General features: G+C 44.3%; 14 protein-coding genes and 1 pseudogene. 13 read left to right on the forward strand and 2 right to left on the reverse strand.

From position 1 onward, the window contains the following. Nucleotides 1-203 precede the first annotated feature (203 nt). The 5 genes from D0463_RS14730 to D0463_RS14750 all read left to right on the forward strand — a co-directional run bounded on the left by D0463_RS14730 (nucleotide 204) and on the right by D0463_RS14750 (nucleotide 5680). The gene (locus tag D0463_RS14730; protein WP_254052818.1) at nucleotides 204-1304 is read left to right on the forward strand and encodes a Zn-dependent alcohol dehydrogenase; all 1101 of its coding nucleotides are present in this window, start codon (nucleotides 204-206) and stop codon (nucleotides 1302-1304) included. A 22-nt stretch (nucleotides 1305-1326) separates the two neighbouring features. Beyond that, nucleotides 1327-1761: a hypothetical protein gene (locus D0463_RS14735; RefSeq protein WP_117308148.1), complete on the forward strand. Its 435-nt coding sequence runs from the start codon at nucleotides 1327-1329 to the stop codon at nucleotides 1759-1761. Between the two features lie 85 nt (nucleotides 1762-1846). Further along, a complete protein-coding gene (locus D0463_RS14740; RefSeq protein WP_483295746.1) occupies nucleotides 1847-3331 on the forward strand; it encodes an aldehyde dehydrogenase family protein in 1485 nt (494 codons plus the stop codon). Nucleotides 3332-3389: 58 nt separating this feature from the next. Further along, nucleotides 3390-5144 (forward strand): ABC1 kinase family protein, encoded by a 1755-nt coding sequence (locus D0463_RS14745; protein WP_216824905.1) that lies wholly within the window; start codon nucleotides 3390-3392, stop codon nucleotides 5142-5144. Between the two features lie 50 nt (nucleotides 5145-5194). Continuing rightward, nucleotides 5195-5680: a hypothetical protein gene (locus tag D0463_RS14750; RefSeq protein ID WP_117308150.1), complete on the forward strand. Its 486-nt coding sequence runs from the start codon at nucleotides 5195-5197 to the stop codon at nucleotides 5678-5680. A gap of 70 nt (nucleotides 5681-5750) precedes the next feature. Here the strand turns inward: D0463_RS14750 and D0463_RS14755 are convergent, their stop codons facing one another. Next, nucleotides 5751-7295 (reverse strand): response regulator transcription factor, encoded by a 1545-nt coding sequence (locus D0463_RS14755; protein ID WP_117308151.1) that lies wholly within the window; start codon nucleotides 7293-7295, stop codon nucleotides 5751-5753. A 179-nt stretch (nucleotides 7296-7474) separates the two neighbouring features. Between D0463_RS14755 and mntR the strand changes: the two genes are divergently transcribed. Then, entirely contained in the window at nucleotides 7475-7906 is a 432-nt protein-coding gene (gene mntR, locus D0463_RS14760) for a transcriptional regulator MntR (protein WP_117308152.1), read from the forward strand. A gap of 48 nt (nucleotides 7907-7954) precedes the next feature. Continuing rightward, entirely contained in the window at nucleotides 7955-8668 is a 714-nt protein-coding gene (locus tag D0463_RS14765; protein WP_117308153.1) for a class I SAM-dependent methyltransferase, read from the forward strand. A gap of 203 nt (nucleotides 8669-8871) precedes the next feature. On the opposite strand, the gene metA is transcribed toward D0463_RS14765, so the two are convergent. After that, nucleotides 8872-9780, reverse strand: a complete 909-nt coding sequence (gene metA, locus D0463_RS14770) for a homoserine O-acetyltransferase MetA (RefSeq protein WP_117308154.1) — start codon at nucleotides 9778-9780, stop codon at nucleotides 8872-8874. A 162-nt stretch (nucleotides 9781-9942) separates the two neighbouring features. Between metA and D0463_RS14775 the strand changes: the two genes are divergently transcribed. From D0463_RS14775 to D0463_RS14800, 6 genes and pseudogenes are all read left to right on the forward strand, one after another. Then, complete coding sequence (locus D0463_RS14775) at nucleotides 9943-11631, forward strand: formate--tetrahydrofolate ligase (protein ID WP_117308155.1); 1689 nt, start codon at nucleotides 9943-9945, stop codon at nucleotides 11629-11631. 39 nt (nucleotides 11632-11670) lie between these two features. Continuing rightward, nucleotides 11671-12204, forward strand: coding sequence for a hypothetical protein (locus D0463_RS14780; protein WP_117308156.1), 534 nt, complete (start codon nucleotides 11671-11673; stop codon nucleotides 12202-12204). 65 nt (nucleotides 12205-12269) lie between these two features. Then, nucleotides 12270-12746, forward strand: a complete 477-nt coding sequence (locus D0463_RS14785; protein ID WP_117308157.1) for a glutathione peroxidase — start codon at nucleotides 12270-12272, stop codon at nucleotides 12744-12746. A gap of 224 nt (nucleotides 12747-12970) precedes the next feature. Further along, a complete protein-coding gene (locus D0463_RS14790; protein WP_160118448.1) occupies nucleotides 12971-13822 on the forward strand; it encodes a DegV family protein in 852 nt (283 codons plus the stop codon). Between the two features lie 222 nt (nucleotides 13823-14044). Beyond that, nucleotides 14045-14689, forward strand: a complete 645-nt coding sequence (locus D0463_RS14795) for an HD domain-containing protein (RefSeq protein ID WP_117308159.1) — start codon at nucleotides 14045-14047, stop codon at nucleotides 14687-14689. Next, nucleotides 14686-16581: pseudogene (locus D0463_RS14800) on the forward strand (ABC-F family ATP-binding cassette domain-containing protein). Before D0463_RS14795 ends, D0463_RS14800 begins: the two are co-directional and overlap by 4 nt. Nucleotides 16582-17070: the final 489 nt, after the last annotated feature.

Raw genomic sequence — 17070 nt, forward strand, 5'->3', positions numbered from 1 at the left:
ACGAATTTGAAAACGGTTACAATAGAACGTAAAGTGTCGGTTTTTTTAATCTTTCTTTTTTAAGTATCCCGACTAATGTCGTATACGGAATCCGATTATTTACGTTATTTATTTTGAAAATTCTAAATCTTATAATAACATTACAACGCATGCCTGAAAATACTTGAACGGATATGCGCTCATGGATAGGAGGAGGAGGATTTTTGAAAGCAGCCGTTTTAAAGGATTACGGCCAACAGGTAACCGTTGAGGATCTAGAACTGCAGGGTCCAAAAAAAGGCGAGGTTCTCGTGAAGATGAAAGCGGCAGGCATTTGCCATAGTGATTTGCATGTGGTAACCGCCGATTTGCCGTTGCCGATACCTATGGTTCTCGGCCACGAAGGTGCAGGTATTGTAGAAGAGGTCGGTGCAGGTGTCACAAGGGTGAAAAAAGGAGACCATGTCGTTTTAAATTGGATTCCGGAATGCGGTACGTGCTATTACTGTCATATCGGTCGGAAGGATATGTGCGATACAGCCCAAACCACAGCTGCAACGGGAACTCTGCCAGATGGGACGACTCGTTTTCACAAAAGTGGTGAAGAAATCTACCAATTCAGCATGACCGGCACATTCAGTGAATTTACGGTAGTTCCTGAAAACGGCGTTATTCCGATTAATAAGGATATCCCGTTTCCCCAGGCTTCCCTGGTTGGCTGTGGTGTTTTAACCGGATTTGGAGCTGTCGTCAATACAGCAAAGGTTGTTCCGGGAAGCAGTGTTGTGGTGATTGGTGCAGGAGGAGTTGGCTTAAACGTGATTCAAAGTGCCCGGCTTGCCGGCGCGGGGCGGATTATCGCGGTCGATATTACTGCGAACAAATTTGAAACTGCGCGGTTATTCGGGGCAACGCACACGGTGAATGCCAAGGAGACTGATGTCATTGATCAGGTGCTTCAATTGACGAATGGCAGGGGCGCCGATTATGCGTTTGAGGTTATCGGCAGTCCAGGTACCATTGCGCAAAGCTACAACTGTTTAGGGAAGGGCGGGACTGCAGTAGTAGTCGGGATAGCGCCGCCGCATGTTGATATATCTATTAACGCGTTCTCCTTGCCGGCCCAGAGCAGGACGATTACCGGATCCTGGTATGGCCAAAGCAACCCGATCGTAGACATTCCAAAGGTGCTTGACTTGTATATGGCGAAGAAAATCAAGCTGGATGAGCTGATATCGAAAAGATACACCTCGTTGGAAGGGATAAACGAAGCATTCGATGATTTAAAGGAAGGAAGAGTGGCCCGAAGCGTAGTCGAATTTTAACTATTTGAAGGAGGAATCCAGCATGGCGATTTTTCAATCGGCAGAGGAAATGTATCAGGTGTACGAGGGCTTTTTTAATGAAGTAAAGGATACAGAGCAGGCAAAGGCAATAATGTCCTCTTATCAGAAATCTGATCAGCACAATGCGCTTGTTCAATATATTTATCATAATCCGGAAGCGAAAATGGCCTGGGTTGAAAATGACAGGGGAAGCATTGATGTCGTATTTGGTGATGCTGAGGAGCTGAATCCAGAGCTCACATTCGAAATGACCTCAGATGTCGGGCACAGGTTTTGGCTTGGAGAGGTCGACCTGACGCAAGCGTTGGCACGCCAGCAAATGAAAGCCACCGGCCCCCTTTCTAAATCGTTAAAGGTAGTTCCGCAGCTCAAGCAATGGTATCCGTTGTACCGTGAATATTTGAAAAGAATCGGCCGTGAAGAATTAGTTGTTTAACTAAATCGTTAAATGTAAGCGTTTTCCTTTTTGCGCTAAATGGTTAAAATATCATATTTGTGAAGGTAGTGAAAAAACAATGGCCATCATATCTCCTGATATCGAAACGGCTTCGCTTTATATTAATGGGGAATGGGTTTCATCCCATACCGGAAAAACCTTTTTCGTTTACAATCCCGCTACCGGAAAGCCGACTGCCGAAGTAAGTGAAGCAAGCGTGGAAGATGTAGACCGGGCGGTTCAGGGTGCAAAAGAGGCGTTTGCAGACAAGCGCTGGCGGGGGATGACTCCCCTTGAAAGAGGCCGGATCCTGCATCAGGTTGCGAGGCTTATTCAAGAGAATCAAATGGAAATAGCCCAAATCATGACGCGGGAAAATGGGATGCCTATCAATATGGCATTGTTTGTTGAAATCCCGATGGTGGTGGAGTGCTTTGACTATATGGCCTCTCTTGTGGCGCAGCCGATTGGACAAACACAGCCGTTCTCGGCGACTGGTTCCCCGCCGAATCATTTCGTCTATACGGTAAAGGAGCCGCTCGGTGTAGCGGGGCTTATTACACCGTGGAACCTGCCGCTGCTTATGCCGGCATGGAAGATCGCTCCAGCTCTCGCATCGGGGTGCAGCGCGGTTTTGAAACCGGCACCCGAAACGCCGCTTACCGCGTTAAAACTCGCAGAGCTTTGCCAGGAGGCCGGCGTGCCTGATGGCGTACTCCAAGTATTGCCGGGCGGCGACGAAGCAGGAAAAGCGATTGTCAGCCATCCGGACGTGCCGAAGATTGCTTTCACAGGCGAGACGGCTACGGGCCGAAAAATACTTGCCGCAGCCGCCCCCTACATTAAGCGGGTTACTCTTGAACTTGGCGGTAAATCGCCAAATATTATTTTTGCCGATGCAGACATCGAGCAGGCTGCAAAAAGTGCATTGTTCGGCTTGTTCTTAAATTCGGGTCAGGTATGCCAGGCAGGGTCGAGGATCTTCGTTCAGGAAAGCGTTTATGAATCGTTTGTGAAGAAAATAGCTGATCATGCCCAAAGACTGACTGTAGGGCCCGGTGATGATCTAACCAATGATTTAGGACCAGTCGTAAGTCACGCACAATTTGAAAAGGTCAATGAATATATTGAAATCGGTTTACGGGAAGGGGCCAAAATGGTTACCGGAGGCAAAAGCGATAGGCAAGAAGGGTACTTCATTAAGCCAACCATATTTGCCGATGTGAAACCTGATATGCGGATTGCCCGGGAGGAAATCTTCGGGCCGGTGGGGGCTGTCCTCTCGTTTGAAAATGAAGAAGATGTGATTGAAATGGCGAACAATACGATTTATGGCCTGGCGGCTGCCGTTTGGACAAAGGATTTAAAGCGTGGGCTCAGACTGGCGCAGGAAATCCAGTCAGGTACGATTTGGGTAAACACTTATCAGGTTTTGACCCCTACCGCTCCATTTGGAGGATTTAAGCAAAGTGGTTTAGGACGGGAACTCGGACCTAACGCTTTGGATGCATACCTTGAAACCAAATCCGTGATTGTCGACTTGAACGATCAACCGTTAACATTTTTTTAAGATGCTGGGGGCCCCATTACGGCCTGGGGCCAGGCACCTATAAAAAGGAGGCTGTTTGATGGAAGTAGCTGAAAAAAGAGCTTTTGGGCTAACCGCAGCGGAAATGGAACAAATCAAACGGGAAATTGACAAGTACAAAGCGGAAATTTCTAAGGCAAAGAGGCAAAGGAAGATTGTCGGAGTCATCGCCAAACATGGACTTGGCTATATTCTTAATGATTCAAGCATCTTTCGCCTGTTTAGAAAACGGAATCGTTCCCCCGAGGAAAGTGAAAAGCTCCAGAAGATTGGCAGACGGATGCGGATGGTCTTTGAGGATTTGGGGCCTACGTTCATCAAGCTCGGCCAGGTATTGGTGACGAGGAATGATATCTTGCCTGAAGAAATTACATTGGAGCTGGAATCACTGCTTGATAAAGTACCCCCGATTCATTTTGACTATATTAAATATATACTGGAAACGGAGCTTCCTGAAGGACTTGATACATTTGAATCGATCGATGCTGAACCGATTGGGTCCGCTTCACTTGCCCAGGTGTACCGCGCCCGCCTGAAAACAGGCGAGGACGCAGCCGTAAAAGTGCTTCGCCCAACTGTTGAAAAGTTGTTTCAGACAGATATTTCGATCATTAAGAAATGGGCCCGGCGTTTGCAAAAGCAACTGCCGGTGGAAATGGCGGCTTCTCTCGATTTAAATGAGCTGTTGAATGATTATTACGGCGGTTCCATGGATGAATTAAACCTGGTACGGGAAGCCCGGACAATGGAAGAACACCATAAAATAGCCGAGAATCGTTTTGAATGGCTCCGCGGACCTGATGTGTACCTCGCTACAAAAAATGTGCTTGTCATGGAATTCATTGATGGATGGACGATTAAAGATTTTCCGGTCGACTTTTTTACGTTTGAGGAGCGATTGCAGATCATGCTCGACCTGGCCCATTATTATATCGAGTCTTTTATGAACGGAAACTACCATGCCGATGCGCACGGCTCTAATATACTAATTTGCAAGAAAACGAGAAAGGCGGTGCCGATTGATTGGGGAATGATCGGAAAGATGGATACGATGCATACGCAGGCTATTTTCCGGTTTTTAATGCACACCCGCTTGAACCAGGCGGAAGATGCGGCAGAGTGTGCGATGGATGTCGTGATGCCAACCATATACACGGATACAATCAAATTAAGGGATCAGTATCGCGCGATGTTTTTAAACTATGTAAACTCAACCCAGGGAGAAAAATATAATTGGGGCCGGCTGGTGCTGGAGCTGATCAATATTGGGATGATGAATTATTGTAAAATCCCGAACGGCTTGGCGCTCTGGGCAAAAGCGTTTTCTGCCACTGAAGGCACAGCAAGATGGATTTGTCCGGAAGTTTCCTACCATCATGTCGTGGAATCCGCGGATACGGCAGTGATGAAGGGAGTCATTGGCCGCAGGTTTAACTATCGCGCCAATGCCACTTGGATTACCGAGTTTGTGAAAATGTTTGGCACCATGCCGCGCAGAATCAATAAAATTCTGGAACACTTCTATTACAACGATTTCCGGATGAATATGCAAATGCGGGTGGACAAACGGACGGAGAACATGGCGAATCAAATCATGAACCGCCTGGCATTAACGATGATCGTTGCTTCGATTATCATTGCGACCGGCTTAATTATGAGCAATATGCCGGATGTCGAGTTCTTTGGTTTGACGAAGGCTGCCATCGCCAGTACGGGACTTGCGCTTGGTTTGGTTTTAGGCCTCTATTTATTGTGGCGGATATGGAGGACGAGAAAGACAAGGTCCTTTTTTTAGCGGGTATTAGCATATTTGTGTAAAGTACGTAATCGTATAGGAGGATCAGCATGCGAAATGAGCAGGAAAAAAAGACAATGAATGAGCGGATCCAAGCCTTTTATGCACAAAGCGGGGGCCCGAATAACCCCCAAATTAGTAGAATCATTGAAAAACATCTGCTGGATGGTAAAGACCATGGCACCCCGGGTAAAAGGGAGACGTTTAGAGACGCGATTCGAGATGTGTTCCTTGATGACTATTCAACAAAGGATATCGTGATGTGGCTTTTGAAAACCAAATACGATATCGGCGATCGTTGGCAGGAGCTGGTCAAAGCGAGGTCGGGCGAAATGATTGCGGCTGCAAAGGAAATGCAGGGCGATGAATCAAAGCTCGAACAAATGGAAGAGCGCCTTCTAAGGATGGAAGAAAATCTTAATAAGCTAGTTGCCCGTCTGGAACAGCCAGACGATAAGAATGAGTTCATTAATAAGGGAAATTCGGTCAATCAAGCAGAAATAAACAAGCTTTCTAAAAAAAAGCTCATGTATTAATTTCCACTTTATACCTTGATTTTATAAAAAAAGCCATACGGGGCATTTGCCCCCAGGCTTTAACATTTTCTTATATTAGACCTTGGCGAATCGCCATAGCAATAGCGTGGGCCCGGTTTTGTGCATCCAGCTTTTTCATTGTTTCAGAGATATAATCTCTTACTGTATATTTACTTAGAAACAACAGATCAGCTGCTTCATCGATTGTTTTCCCATCGGCCAGTAAACGCAGTATCTCTATTTCCCTATCTTTGAGTGATGTTTTTTTAGGGGATGACCACGTCTTTTCAAGATTGCTGGAATATTTGGACAGAATTTCACCGGCATGCTGGCCGAATTTTGTGATTACAGATAGAACTGAATCGGATACCTCGAATGTATTTCCTTCCCCTTGATCCAAGAATACGCCGCCCCATATTTGGTTGTTGGAAGCACTGTAGATTGGGGCAAGGACGAGTGATTTTAATTCAAATTGTTTTACAAATTTCTCTGGCAGAATCACTTCCGCATTTGATACATAAATCGGCTGCACATGTGTCATCTTCTTTTTGATCGTAGGGAGATTGTTTAAGTTTTCATTAATTCTCCTAATATCATTCGTATTAATTTTATGGCCCATCACACCGATGCCGATCTCCTCACCATTTTCCGTTTCCGTGTAGTAAAATAAAGCAGCCCGTTTAAACGGCAAGTAATTTACGAAACCGTTTACAACTTTGTCTACGGCTTCCTCAAAATTCCTCGCAAGCATAATCCATTCATCAAAAAGGATGAGTGAATCCTTCCATTCGTTAGTCATCTGCATATTTTGAAATACATCTTCATTTTGCTGCAAAAGCTGCAGAGACAGTGAAAAAAAGGGCTTTATATGCTCCCCATCGCTTTTATGGATGCAAAATAAATAAGTATCCGTGCCCGCGGTTAACGGAAAGACCTCCAGCTCGTTAACAGGAGTTGAGCAGTTAAGCAGACGGAGTATCGCATCGGATAGAAGCGTGAGTGATGGACCTTGCAGCGTCATGATCATATTTTTCCATGTGTCATCTATGATAAGCTTTTGATGAGAAGTGAAGCTGACAATTCGGAAACCAATCTCATCGCTTACGATTTTAGCAGCCCAAAGGAAATGATTTTCTTTTTGTTGAAACAAATGCGAGACGAAATAATCTACATTTATCATTTCTGTTTTTGTCTTTGAAAGAAAAGATTGAACGGTTAATGAAAACAGATGTTGGATGGATTGATGAACATGAAATTCAAACGTGTTATTTTTACCGATGACCTTGTGAATGGCATTTTCCAGCATGGTAAAAATCAAAATGAGCTTTTGAGAGTTGAATGGATGTTCGTTATGATTGGACCATTCCGCTTGCAACTGTCTGAAAACAGGATCGGCGTCATTTGTACAAATGCTCGGAAGATGCTTCCAAAATAATTCCGGAATAAGTTTAAGCTGTTCCCGGCCATTGGGTTCGGAGTCAATCAGCTGTTGATTTTGGTTGATGCGATAAAATACATAATCCCATTCCTTTTGAATATCGCCTTTATGGGTGTTTATGATGGAAGCGGCTTGCCGTATCAATTGATCCATTTGTTTTTTCATGGAAATGACCACACGATACCATCCTCCTTTAATACATCATTAAACGTATATTCAGAATTTTCCATTATTAATAAGCATAGTACCAGGATATTATCCCGTCAAGTAATATGGTGGAGTGAGGTGATTCTTGTTTCAAGTTTGATATTATAGTAAAATTCTTATGATATACGTTTGAAATGAGGGGATTCGGGATGCCTACACCGAGTATGGAAGATTACATAGAACAAATATATTTACTAATAGAAGAAAAAGGGTATGCGCGTGTTTCCGATATTGCGGAAAACCTGTCCGTACATCCATCCTCTGTGACGAAAATGGTTCAAAAGCTTGATCAGGAAAAGTACTTAGTCTATGAAAAATACCGCGGTCTCGTATTGACCCCAAACGGAAAAAAGATCGGCAAACGGCTTGTATACCGGCACGATTTACTGGAGCAGATGTTACGGTTAATCGGGGTGAAGGAAGAAAATATATACCAGGATGTTGAAGGAATTGAACATCATTTAAGCTGGGACGCCATTGATAGAATAGGCGATCTCGTGCAGTTTTTTGAAGAATCCCCGAAAAGGGTGGAAGAGTTAAGAGCGATCCAAAAAATGAATGAAACCGAAGAGGAAGAATAAGCCGAGAAAACCGGCTTATTTTTGGCTGAAAGGAAAGGAGAGGTGGCAATGAATAGAGACGGCTGGCATCAAGAGGCCGAAAGAAAATGGGATTCTTTCGCCGGCAAGTGGGCCAGTAATTCGCGTGAGATGTGGGACAAAGGAAGCCGTAAGAAAATCATTCCGTTTTTTTCTAAGTATGTTCCCGAAGGTGGGAAAGTAAGTGATCTCGGATGTGGTGACGGATACGGTTCACTGATGCTTGCCAAAAGCGGTTACGAAGTCATCGGACTGGATATTTCCAGTGAAATGATAGAAGCGGCCAATCTAAGAGCCGCTGACAACAGCCATTTATCCTTCATCCGGGGAGACCTCGCTAAACTGCCTTTCCCGAATGAAGAGTTTGATGGAGTGATGGCCATCAATTCTATAGAATGGACAGAGTCTCCGCTTCAAGCTTTGAGCGAAATCAAAAGAATTGTAAAGCCAGAAGGATACGCCTGCTTCGGTATTCTGGGACCGACCGCCGCACCAAGAATAAATAACAGTTACCAAAGATTGTATGGTGAAAAGGTCATCATCAATTCGATGCAGTCATGGGAGTTTGAACAGCTTGCGATAGAAAATGGCTGGGAACTGGTTGCCGATACCGGCGTAGAAAAACGAGGCGTCGATGTTGATAAACTTGCCGACCTATCGAAGGAATTGCGTCAGGCTGTATCATTTATGTGGTTGTTTATTTTTAAGAAAACCGTAGCGAACGAGCAATTTAATCAGAGCTAATACAAAAAACATCCCTGCCGATTCAATCATTGGCGGGGATGTTTTGCTCGATGATCCGGATTTGTGCTCGATAGATTTATTGTTAAAATACTTTGGAAGATGTCTAGCTACGACGTACAGGACGTACAAGTGCCGACGTAGACATACGTAGCGGTCTTCGTCGTTCTTCCTTACTTGCAGGGCGCTTTCGCTTTTCGATCAGATCAATCCCATTCATATGGTGTTTCCTGATATACATAATAATTGAGCCAATTAGAGAATAGTAAGCTTGCATGGCTTTTCCAGCGATAAACTGGTTTTTTATCCGGATCATCATCAGGAAAATAGTTTTCCGGTAACTGGATAGGCACTCCCTTTTGAAGATCGCGATAGTATTCAACGGAAAGTGTATCCACATCATATTCAGGATGGCCGGTAACCATGATTTGTTTGCCGTCTTTTGATGATAATAGAAATATCCCTGCCTGTGGAGATTTAGACACAATCAGCAGGTTGTCATGGTTTTCAAGCTTCCCGATGTCGATGTCGGTATGCCTTGAATGCGGAGCCAGAAAGGTTTCATCAAAGCCCCTTACAAGCTTGGTGTTCGGCAGAAGGACGTCATGCTCGAAAATGCCAAAGCATTTTTGCGGAAGCGCGTGTTTACCTATGCCAAAATGATGGAACAACGCCGCCTGGGCCCCCCAGCATAAGTGTAAAGTTGATGTCACATTCCCTTTTGTCCAGTCCATGATCTCTTTCAGTTCATTCCAGTAGTCCACTTCTTCGAACTCCAGCTTTTCAACCGGGGCACCGGTGATGACCATGCCATCGAATTTCTTATCCTTCACATTCGTAAATGTATTATAAAATTGATCCAAATGCAGCCTGCTCGTATTCTTTGATTCATGGGAGGATAACCGCATAAAAGAAATATTCACCTGGATCGGTGTATTTCCCAAAAAGCGGAGGATTTGAGCCTCTGCTTTTTCTTTTTCAGGCATTAAATTTAAGATTATGATATTTAAAGGACGAATATCCTGCTTGCTTGCGCGTTCTTCATCCATCACGAAAATATTTTCGTTTTCCAATATTTCTTTTGCAGGCAGCTGACTCGGTATTTTAATCGGCATGTATATACCCCCTGTTCCGAAAATTCAAAATTGCATTATGTCCATTATATATAAATTAGTGCGCTACCGCACCCATTTAGAAAAAATATTGGTATTTCCTTTTAGAATCAGCGTAAAGTGATAAAATGTTAATAGTTTAGTCGAGAGGCGGAGAAATGGTCAATGAAGTCAAAGACAGTTTTCAAGAGCGACATTGAAATCGCTCTGAGTTCCGAAATGAAAAACATCCAGAAAATAGCAGCAGAAATCGGGATTGGTGAAGAAGAAATCGAGCTGTATGGAAAATATAAAGCAAAGCTTTCTTTTGATATGCTGAAGAAGCTTAAGACGAAAGATGACGGTAAACTCATATTGGTCACCTCGATAAATCCGACAAAAGCGGGTGAAGGAAAGTCTACCGTGACCGTAGGGCTTGGGGATGCTTTAAATAAAATCGGCAAGAAAGCGATGATCGCTATGCGTGAACCTTCGCTTGGACCTGTTATGGGATTGAAAGGTGGAGCGACTGGAGGAGGGTATGCCCAAGTCCTCCCAATGGATGAAATCAATTTGCATTTCACTGGCGACATCCACGCGATCACGGCTGCCAATAATGCGTTAGCCGCGTTGATTGACAACCATCTGCAGCAAGGAAACGATCTAAAAATTGATCCGCGCAGAATCGTCTGGAAACGAGTGCTCGATATGAACGACCGTGCTCTTAGAAATGTAGTCGTCGGCTTGGGAGGCCCCGCGCATGGAACCCCGAGAGAAGATGGGTTCGATATTACTGTCGCCTCAGAAATCATGGCTATTCTATGTCTGGCAGATGATTTGGCGGATTTGAAGGTTCGCTTGGCAAAAATTGTGATCGCTTATGATTACGTGCAAAACCCGGTGACTGTCGGGGATTTGCAGGTAGAGGGTGCATTGACACTGTTGCTGAAGGATGCGATAAAGCCAAATCTTGTCCAGACGATCGAGCATACACCAGCCCTAATACACGGGGGCCCCTTCGCAAACATTGCCCATGGCTGCAACAGTGTAATCGCGACCAAGGCGGCTTTAAAGCTTGCTGATTATGTCGTCACTGAGGCTGGTTTTGGAGCGGACCTCGGCGCAGAGAAATTTTTGCATATCAAGGCAAGGAGTGCCGAGATTAAACCCGAAGCGGTCGTGATTGTAGCGACGCTTAGAGCTTTGAAAATGCACGGAGGGTTAAACAAAGAAGAGCTGGTCAATGAGGATTTATCCTCGCTTCAAAATGGTTTTGAAAATTTAAAGAAGCATGTTGAGACAATCAATGAATTCGGTTTGCCTTTTGTCGTAGCCTTAAATCGCTTCAGCACTGATAGCAGCCCGGAAATCCTGCTGTTTGAAAAGCTATGTAAAGAGAGCGGTATTCCTTTTGCGATGACAGAGGTTTGGGAAAAAGGCGGAAATGGCGGAGTCGAACTGGCAAACACACTGCTCGGTGTGATTAAAAATAATCAAAAAACCTTTAAACCGCTATATAGCCTTTCAGATACTTTGGAACAAAAGATCAGGACGGTCGCGCAGAAGGTTTATGGCGCTACCGATGTGGAGTTCAGTTTGGAAGCAACAAAACAAATGCTTCAATTTGAGAAAGAAGGCTGGTCCGATTTGCCTGTCTGCATGGCGAAAACGCAGTATTCCCTTTCAGATAATCCGCTCAAGCTTGGACGCCCTAAAAATTTCGTCATAACGGTTCGTTCTTTAAAACCGTCGATTGGCGCTGGTTTCATCGTCGCCTTGACCGGAGACATCATGACCATGCCAGGCCTGCCGAAAAAGCCGGCTGCGATGAATATGAATGTGGATGATTCCGGAAATGCACTTGGGCTCTTTTAAGCGCTAAACGGTAATTTTTTTAGAAGAGGTGAAACGGCCATGTTTGATCCGACCGCATTTGAAAACATGAAAGTCGTATTGGAGGGCGCGATCTACGATAAAGAATTAGACGGCAAAGCCACTGTTACAAACAGAAAGGATCTTGTAAATCTTTCTACGCTCTCCAGACAATATGAAATTGAAATCAGTCTTCCAGATCATCTTACCTGTAGGTCTAGCATTCTTCTGGAGGCTACTATAGAAAACCTGGCATCCGAGCTTCTGGAAAGGGAATCGGATTCGCAATCAGGAAGTGCGGTGACTGTCCGTTTCACATGGCCCTGTCGAATGGACGAAAAGGAAGCGGTACAATTGATTGGTTCTCTCGAAACCATTTGGGGTAAAGAAAGAATTATAGACGTAAGCAGTACTGTGCAATATTCGAAAGCCGGCGGAAGCCATGCCTCGTATACCGTTGCTTCCGTTTCCTTCGGCAGGCTAGTGAAAGAAGAGCAAATGGACGATTTGCTGATGATGACAGACTACATGGTAGATTCATTGGAGATGCTTGAAAGTCTAAATGGAGAGTTTTAAAATTGCTTTCACATCCATGTAAAGGGTAATATAACGATACAAAACAATGGGGAGTGAAATAAGCGATGTCTGTTTATGAATTTGAGGCAAAAAAGATAGACGGTGAAGAAATACCATTGAGTCAATATAAAGATGAAGTACTTCTGATTGTAAACACAGCGAGCAAATGCGGCTTAACTCCTCAATATGAAGAGCTCCAAAACCTTTATGAAAATAATAAAGACAAAGGGTTTACCGTGTTGGGATTTCCGTGTAATCAATTTCTCGCCCAGGAACCCGGTGACGAGCTTGAAATCGACTCGTTTTGCAAGCTGAACTATGGTGTAACGTTCCCCATGTTTGCGAAGGTCGATGTGAACGGAAAGGATGCCCATCCACTGTTTAACTATCTGACCGAAAACGCCCCGGGAGTGATGGGTTCAAAAGCAGTAAAGTGGAACTTCACGAAATTTTTGATTGATCGCAAGGGAAACGTCGTAGAAAGATATGCACCACAAACCAAACCGCTTGAAATCGAAAGCGATATAAAGAAGTTGCTTTAACAGCTGGTCTCCTTCCTGATTAAACGGAAGGAGACCTCTTTATTTGGCAGAATCGATACTTTTTTACAAAAAAACAAAATCCGTTCCAAAATTCTAAAACTTGCATGATTACCGCAACCATGGATGTAAAATTCAAACTCTTATATGGTTCATTTTTTTCAAGTAAAGGAATACAAATGCCTTACATCGAAATATAATGAAATCAGGATTAGGGAGGGATGCGCATGCGACAAAAAATAGCATGGATCACCGACAGCACTGGTTTTCTTGATGAGGACCTCAAAAAAAATCCCGATGTTTACGTCGTTCCGATGGTCGTGATTATAAACGGTAAAGAATATCAAGACGGCAAAAATATAATGCCTGAAGAGTTATTTAAGCTGATGAAGGAAAAAAAGATAGTCCCGACAACATCACAGCCATCTGTCGGCACCTTTCTGGAACTGTATCAGAAACTGGCGCGTGATTATGACCGTATTATTTCGGTTCATGTTTCAAGCAGGCTGAGCGGAACGGTTGCGTCAAGCATACAGGCAGCTGATATGGTGTCCATTCCTGTCCATGTATTCGACTCTTTGCTCATATCCTTCCCGATGACCATTCTACTAAAAAAGATCATGAGTGATATTGAAAATGGTTGCACGGTATCGGAAGCTTTTAATAGAGCGGAAAGTTACCGAGACGGCAATCAAACCTATGTGATGATTGGCAGCCTTGAACAGCTGCATCGGAGCGGCAGGCTGTCGGGCACCCAATATTTACTGGGGAGCGTTCTGAATGTTAAACCGGTCGTAACCATTGAAAACGGAGCCTTGGAAATAAAAACGAAAGTCAGGAGTGAAAAGAGGGCCGAACGATTACTCATCGATCATTTCTCGGTGTCATGCATAAAAGGAACGGTAAAGGAATGCTGCATTTTGTACGGATCCTCGCCTCAACAGGCAGACGGCTTGAAAAAAACAATCCTTGAAACCAATCCAGATCTGAACCTTCACATCTATCCATTGGGCACTGCAATCGGTGTCCATGCAGGAGACCGCACGATTGGCCTAAGCTGGTTTCAAGATAATGAATAACAGCAAAAAAGAGGATGGCTTACGAGGATTTTTTCCACCTGTTAAGCCATCCTCTTTGTTAGCAGAAAGGAAAGGATAAACTTTCCTTTTTAACTACGTCTAATCTCCGCCTTACGGCTCGTCAATCGACGAGTTTTCTTTATTTCTGTTTATCAACCCAATTTCCTTTTCATTGATCATACTCATGATAAAATAGTAGCGATACCCCAAAAGGAGAATGATATGAATCAATCTTATATACAGAAGGCTGAGGAGTTCGTAAAAAACCAGCTTGGCAATGATGCGAGCGGCCATGACTGGTTTCATATTGATCGGGTACGAAAGCTTTCTTTGCACATCGCTCATACGGAAAATTCCGGGGATTTATTCGTCGTCGAAATGGCGGCGCTTTTGCATGATATTCCCGATGGTAAGTTACATGAAAATGAAGAGGCCGGTTTGGATATTCTCATGAACTGGTTCAAAGAGATAAAATTGTCTGAAGATCGGGAAAAAGCGATTACTAAGATTATTTCCACGATTTCCTTCAGTGCAGGAATTTCCGAGCTTCCGTCGATTGAAGCAAAGATTGTGCAGGATGCGGACCGCCTTGACGCGATAGGAGCGATCGGAATCGCGAGGACCTTTGCTTACGGTGGTAAAAAGGGACAGCCAATGTATGATCCTTCCATTGAAGTCAGGGAGAATATGACGAAACAGGAATACCGTTCAGGCAATAGTACTTCCGTTCATCATTTTTACGAGAAGCTGTTATTATTAAAAGATATGCTGCATACCGGCACGGCAAAAAAGATCGCAGCCGAACGCCATGATTTTATGAATCGTTTTTTACAGCAATTTTATGAAGAATGGGATGTTAGATTATGAAAGTGTTCAGTATGGAGAAGCTTGAAAAAATGCAAGGTGAGAAACAAATTTTCAAGGATATCTCCTTTTCTATAACGGAAGGAGACAAAATTGGGATTATCGGTGTGAATGGCACCGGGAAGTCCACGTTGTTGAATATTATTTCCGGACTTGAGGAAAGCGATGCAGGCACAAAGGATCATCCAAAGGACTACTCGATTTCCTATTTATCACAAGCCCCGGTCTTTGACGAAGAACTGACTGTGCTTGAATATTTATTTGCCGCTGATACTCCGGTCTTTTCCTTGATAAAGAATTATGAACAAACATTGCTGCTTCTGCAAAGCAATCCCGAACATACGGCCACACAGGAACGGCTAATAAAGCTGCAACAGTCCATGGACGAAACCAATGCCTGGGATACAAGTGCCGACGCCAAATCAATTCTGACTAAACTCGGACTGCATGATTTCACCAAAAAGCTTTCTGAAATGTCAGGCGGGCAAAAGAAAAGGGCAGCACTTGCCAGGACATTGATTGAAAACCCGGATTTACTAATTCTGGATGAGCCTACAAACCACTTGGATTTCGATAGCATTACCTGGCTGGAAGACTATCTGGACAAATACCAGCAATCTGTTTTATTCGTGACCCACGATCGCTACTTCCTTAATCGTGTTTCCAGCAAAATTTGGGAGATTTCTCAGGGGAATTTATATGAATATAAAGGCAGCTATGCCGACTTCCTTGAGAGCAAAGCAATCCGCGAAGAAAATGAGTCCCTCCAGCGGTCTAAGAAGGAAAGCTTGTTCAAAAAAGAACTCGCCTGGATTCGAGCCGGTGCAAAAGCCCGGTCAACGAAACAAAAGGCAAGGATTCAATGATTTGAAACATTAGATGATGACTTGAAAAATAAAAAATCGAAGGAAAACCTCGAAATTGAATTGAGCGGTTCAAGGCTTGGGAAAAAAGTACTGGAACTGAAAGAAATATCAAAATCGTTCGGAAGCAAGCCGATTTTGAATCGATTTTCTTTTTTGTTCAAGCCGGGTGACCGGATTGGGATTGTCGGCAGTAACGGTACCGGAAAGTCGACCCTGTTAAATATTCTATCAGGAACACAAACGATAGATAATGGGGAAATCGAAATCGGGCAAACCGTTAAGCTAGGCTATTATACTCAGGAAAATGAAGGCTTGGATGAAAACCAGCGGATGATTGAATATATTCGGGAAACGGCAGAATCGATTTCGCTTAAAGACGGAAGCTACATTTCTGCGGCGACGATGCTCGAGCGATTCCTTTTCCCAATGAATACCCATGGAACACTGATTCGAAAGCTTTCCGGCGGCGAAAAGAGACGGCTTTATTTATTGAAAATCCTGATGTCAGCTCCAAACGTACTGCTGCTGGACGAGCCGACAAATGACCTGGATACCCAAACCCTCACAGTGTTAGAGGATTACTTAGAATCATTTGCAGGAGTAGTCATCACGGTTTCGCATGATCGCTATTTCCTTGATAAGACGTGCAGCCAGCTGTTTGTATTTAAGGGCGATGGGGTTGTCGACTTATTTTATGGACAATTCTCCGATTTTCTTGAGGAATCGAAAGCAGCCGCTGCAGCCACGGCCCCTGTTAGTGTAAAGTCAACATCTGTAACATCTGCGCCGGCGAATGAGAATAAAAAGAAGAAGAAGCTCACTTTTAAAGAAGCAAAGGAATGGGAAGAAATCGAGGACAAGATGCAAGAGATTGAAGAGAGGCTAGGCGCTATTTCCAAAGAAATGGCGGCGGCTGGCAGTGATTATGGGAAAGTTAAGGATCTTTCGGACGAAGAGAATGAACTGAACGAAAGGCTTGAAAACATGATGGAGCGCTGGGAGTATCTAGCGGAAAAAGTGGAAGAATGAAGGGTAGAAGCTGCCAGGTAGTCTGTCCCTATAAAAGATTAGTTTTTAACTTTGATAGATGTCTAGCTTCGACGTAGAGGAAGTGAGCGCCGACGAAGATATAAGGACGTGGCAGATTTTTAGCCGAGGATCCGCAGACATGATATTAAATGGGCACTATGATAAAATTTGTGTTAAACCCTTGATTCATTAGAAAAGCGCAAGCGCCCTGCAAGTAAAGAAGAACGACTAAGACCGCCACATCGTTATTTCTTCGTCGTTCTGACCCACATCCTGTTGGCCTCCGGTCGCACCTCGTAGGGGGGCCAAGTAAGGACCCTCAGCTAAAATCCGTCACGTCCTGTGACGAACGCTGACGTCACCACATCCTGTGGAAGTCCGGAGAGGGGCAGGAAGAACACCTGCCTCTTATGACCTCGAGGCCGACTAAAACCGCCACGTCCTTATGTCTTCGTCGGCACTAGCACGTCCTGTGCGTCGGGGCTGGGC

Source organism: Bacillus sp. V59.32b, from assembly GCF_003429085.1.
GTDB lineage: Bacteria > Bacillota > Bacilli > Bacillales > DSM-1321 > Peribacillus.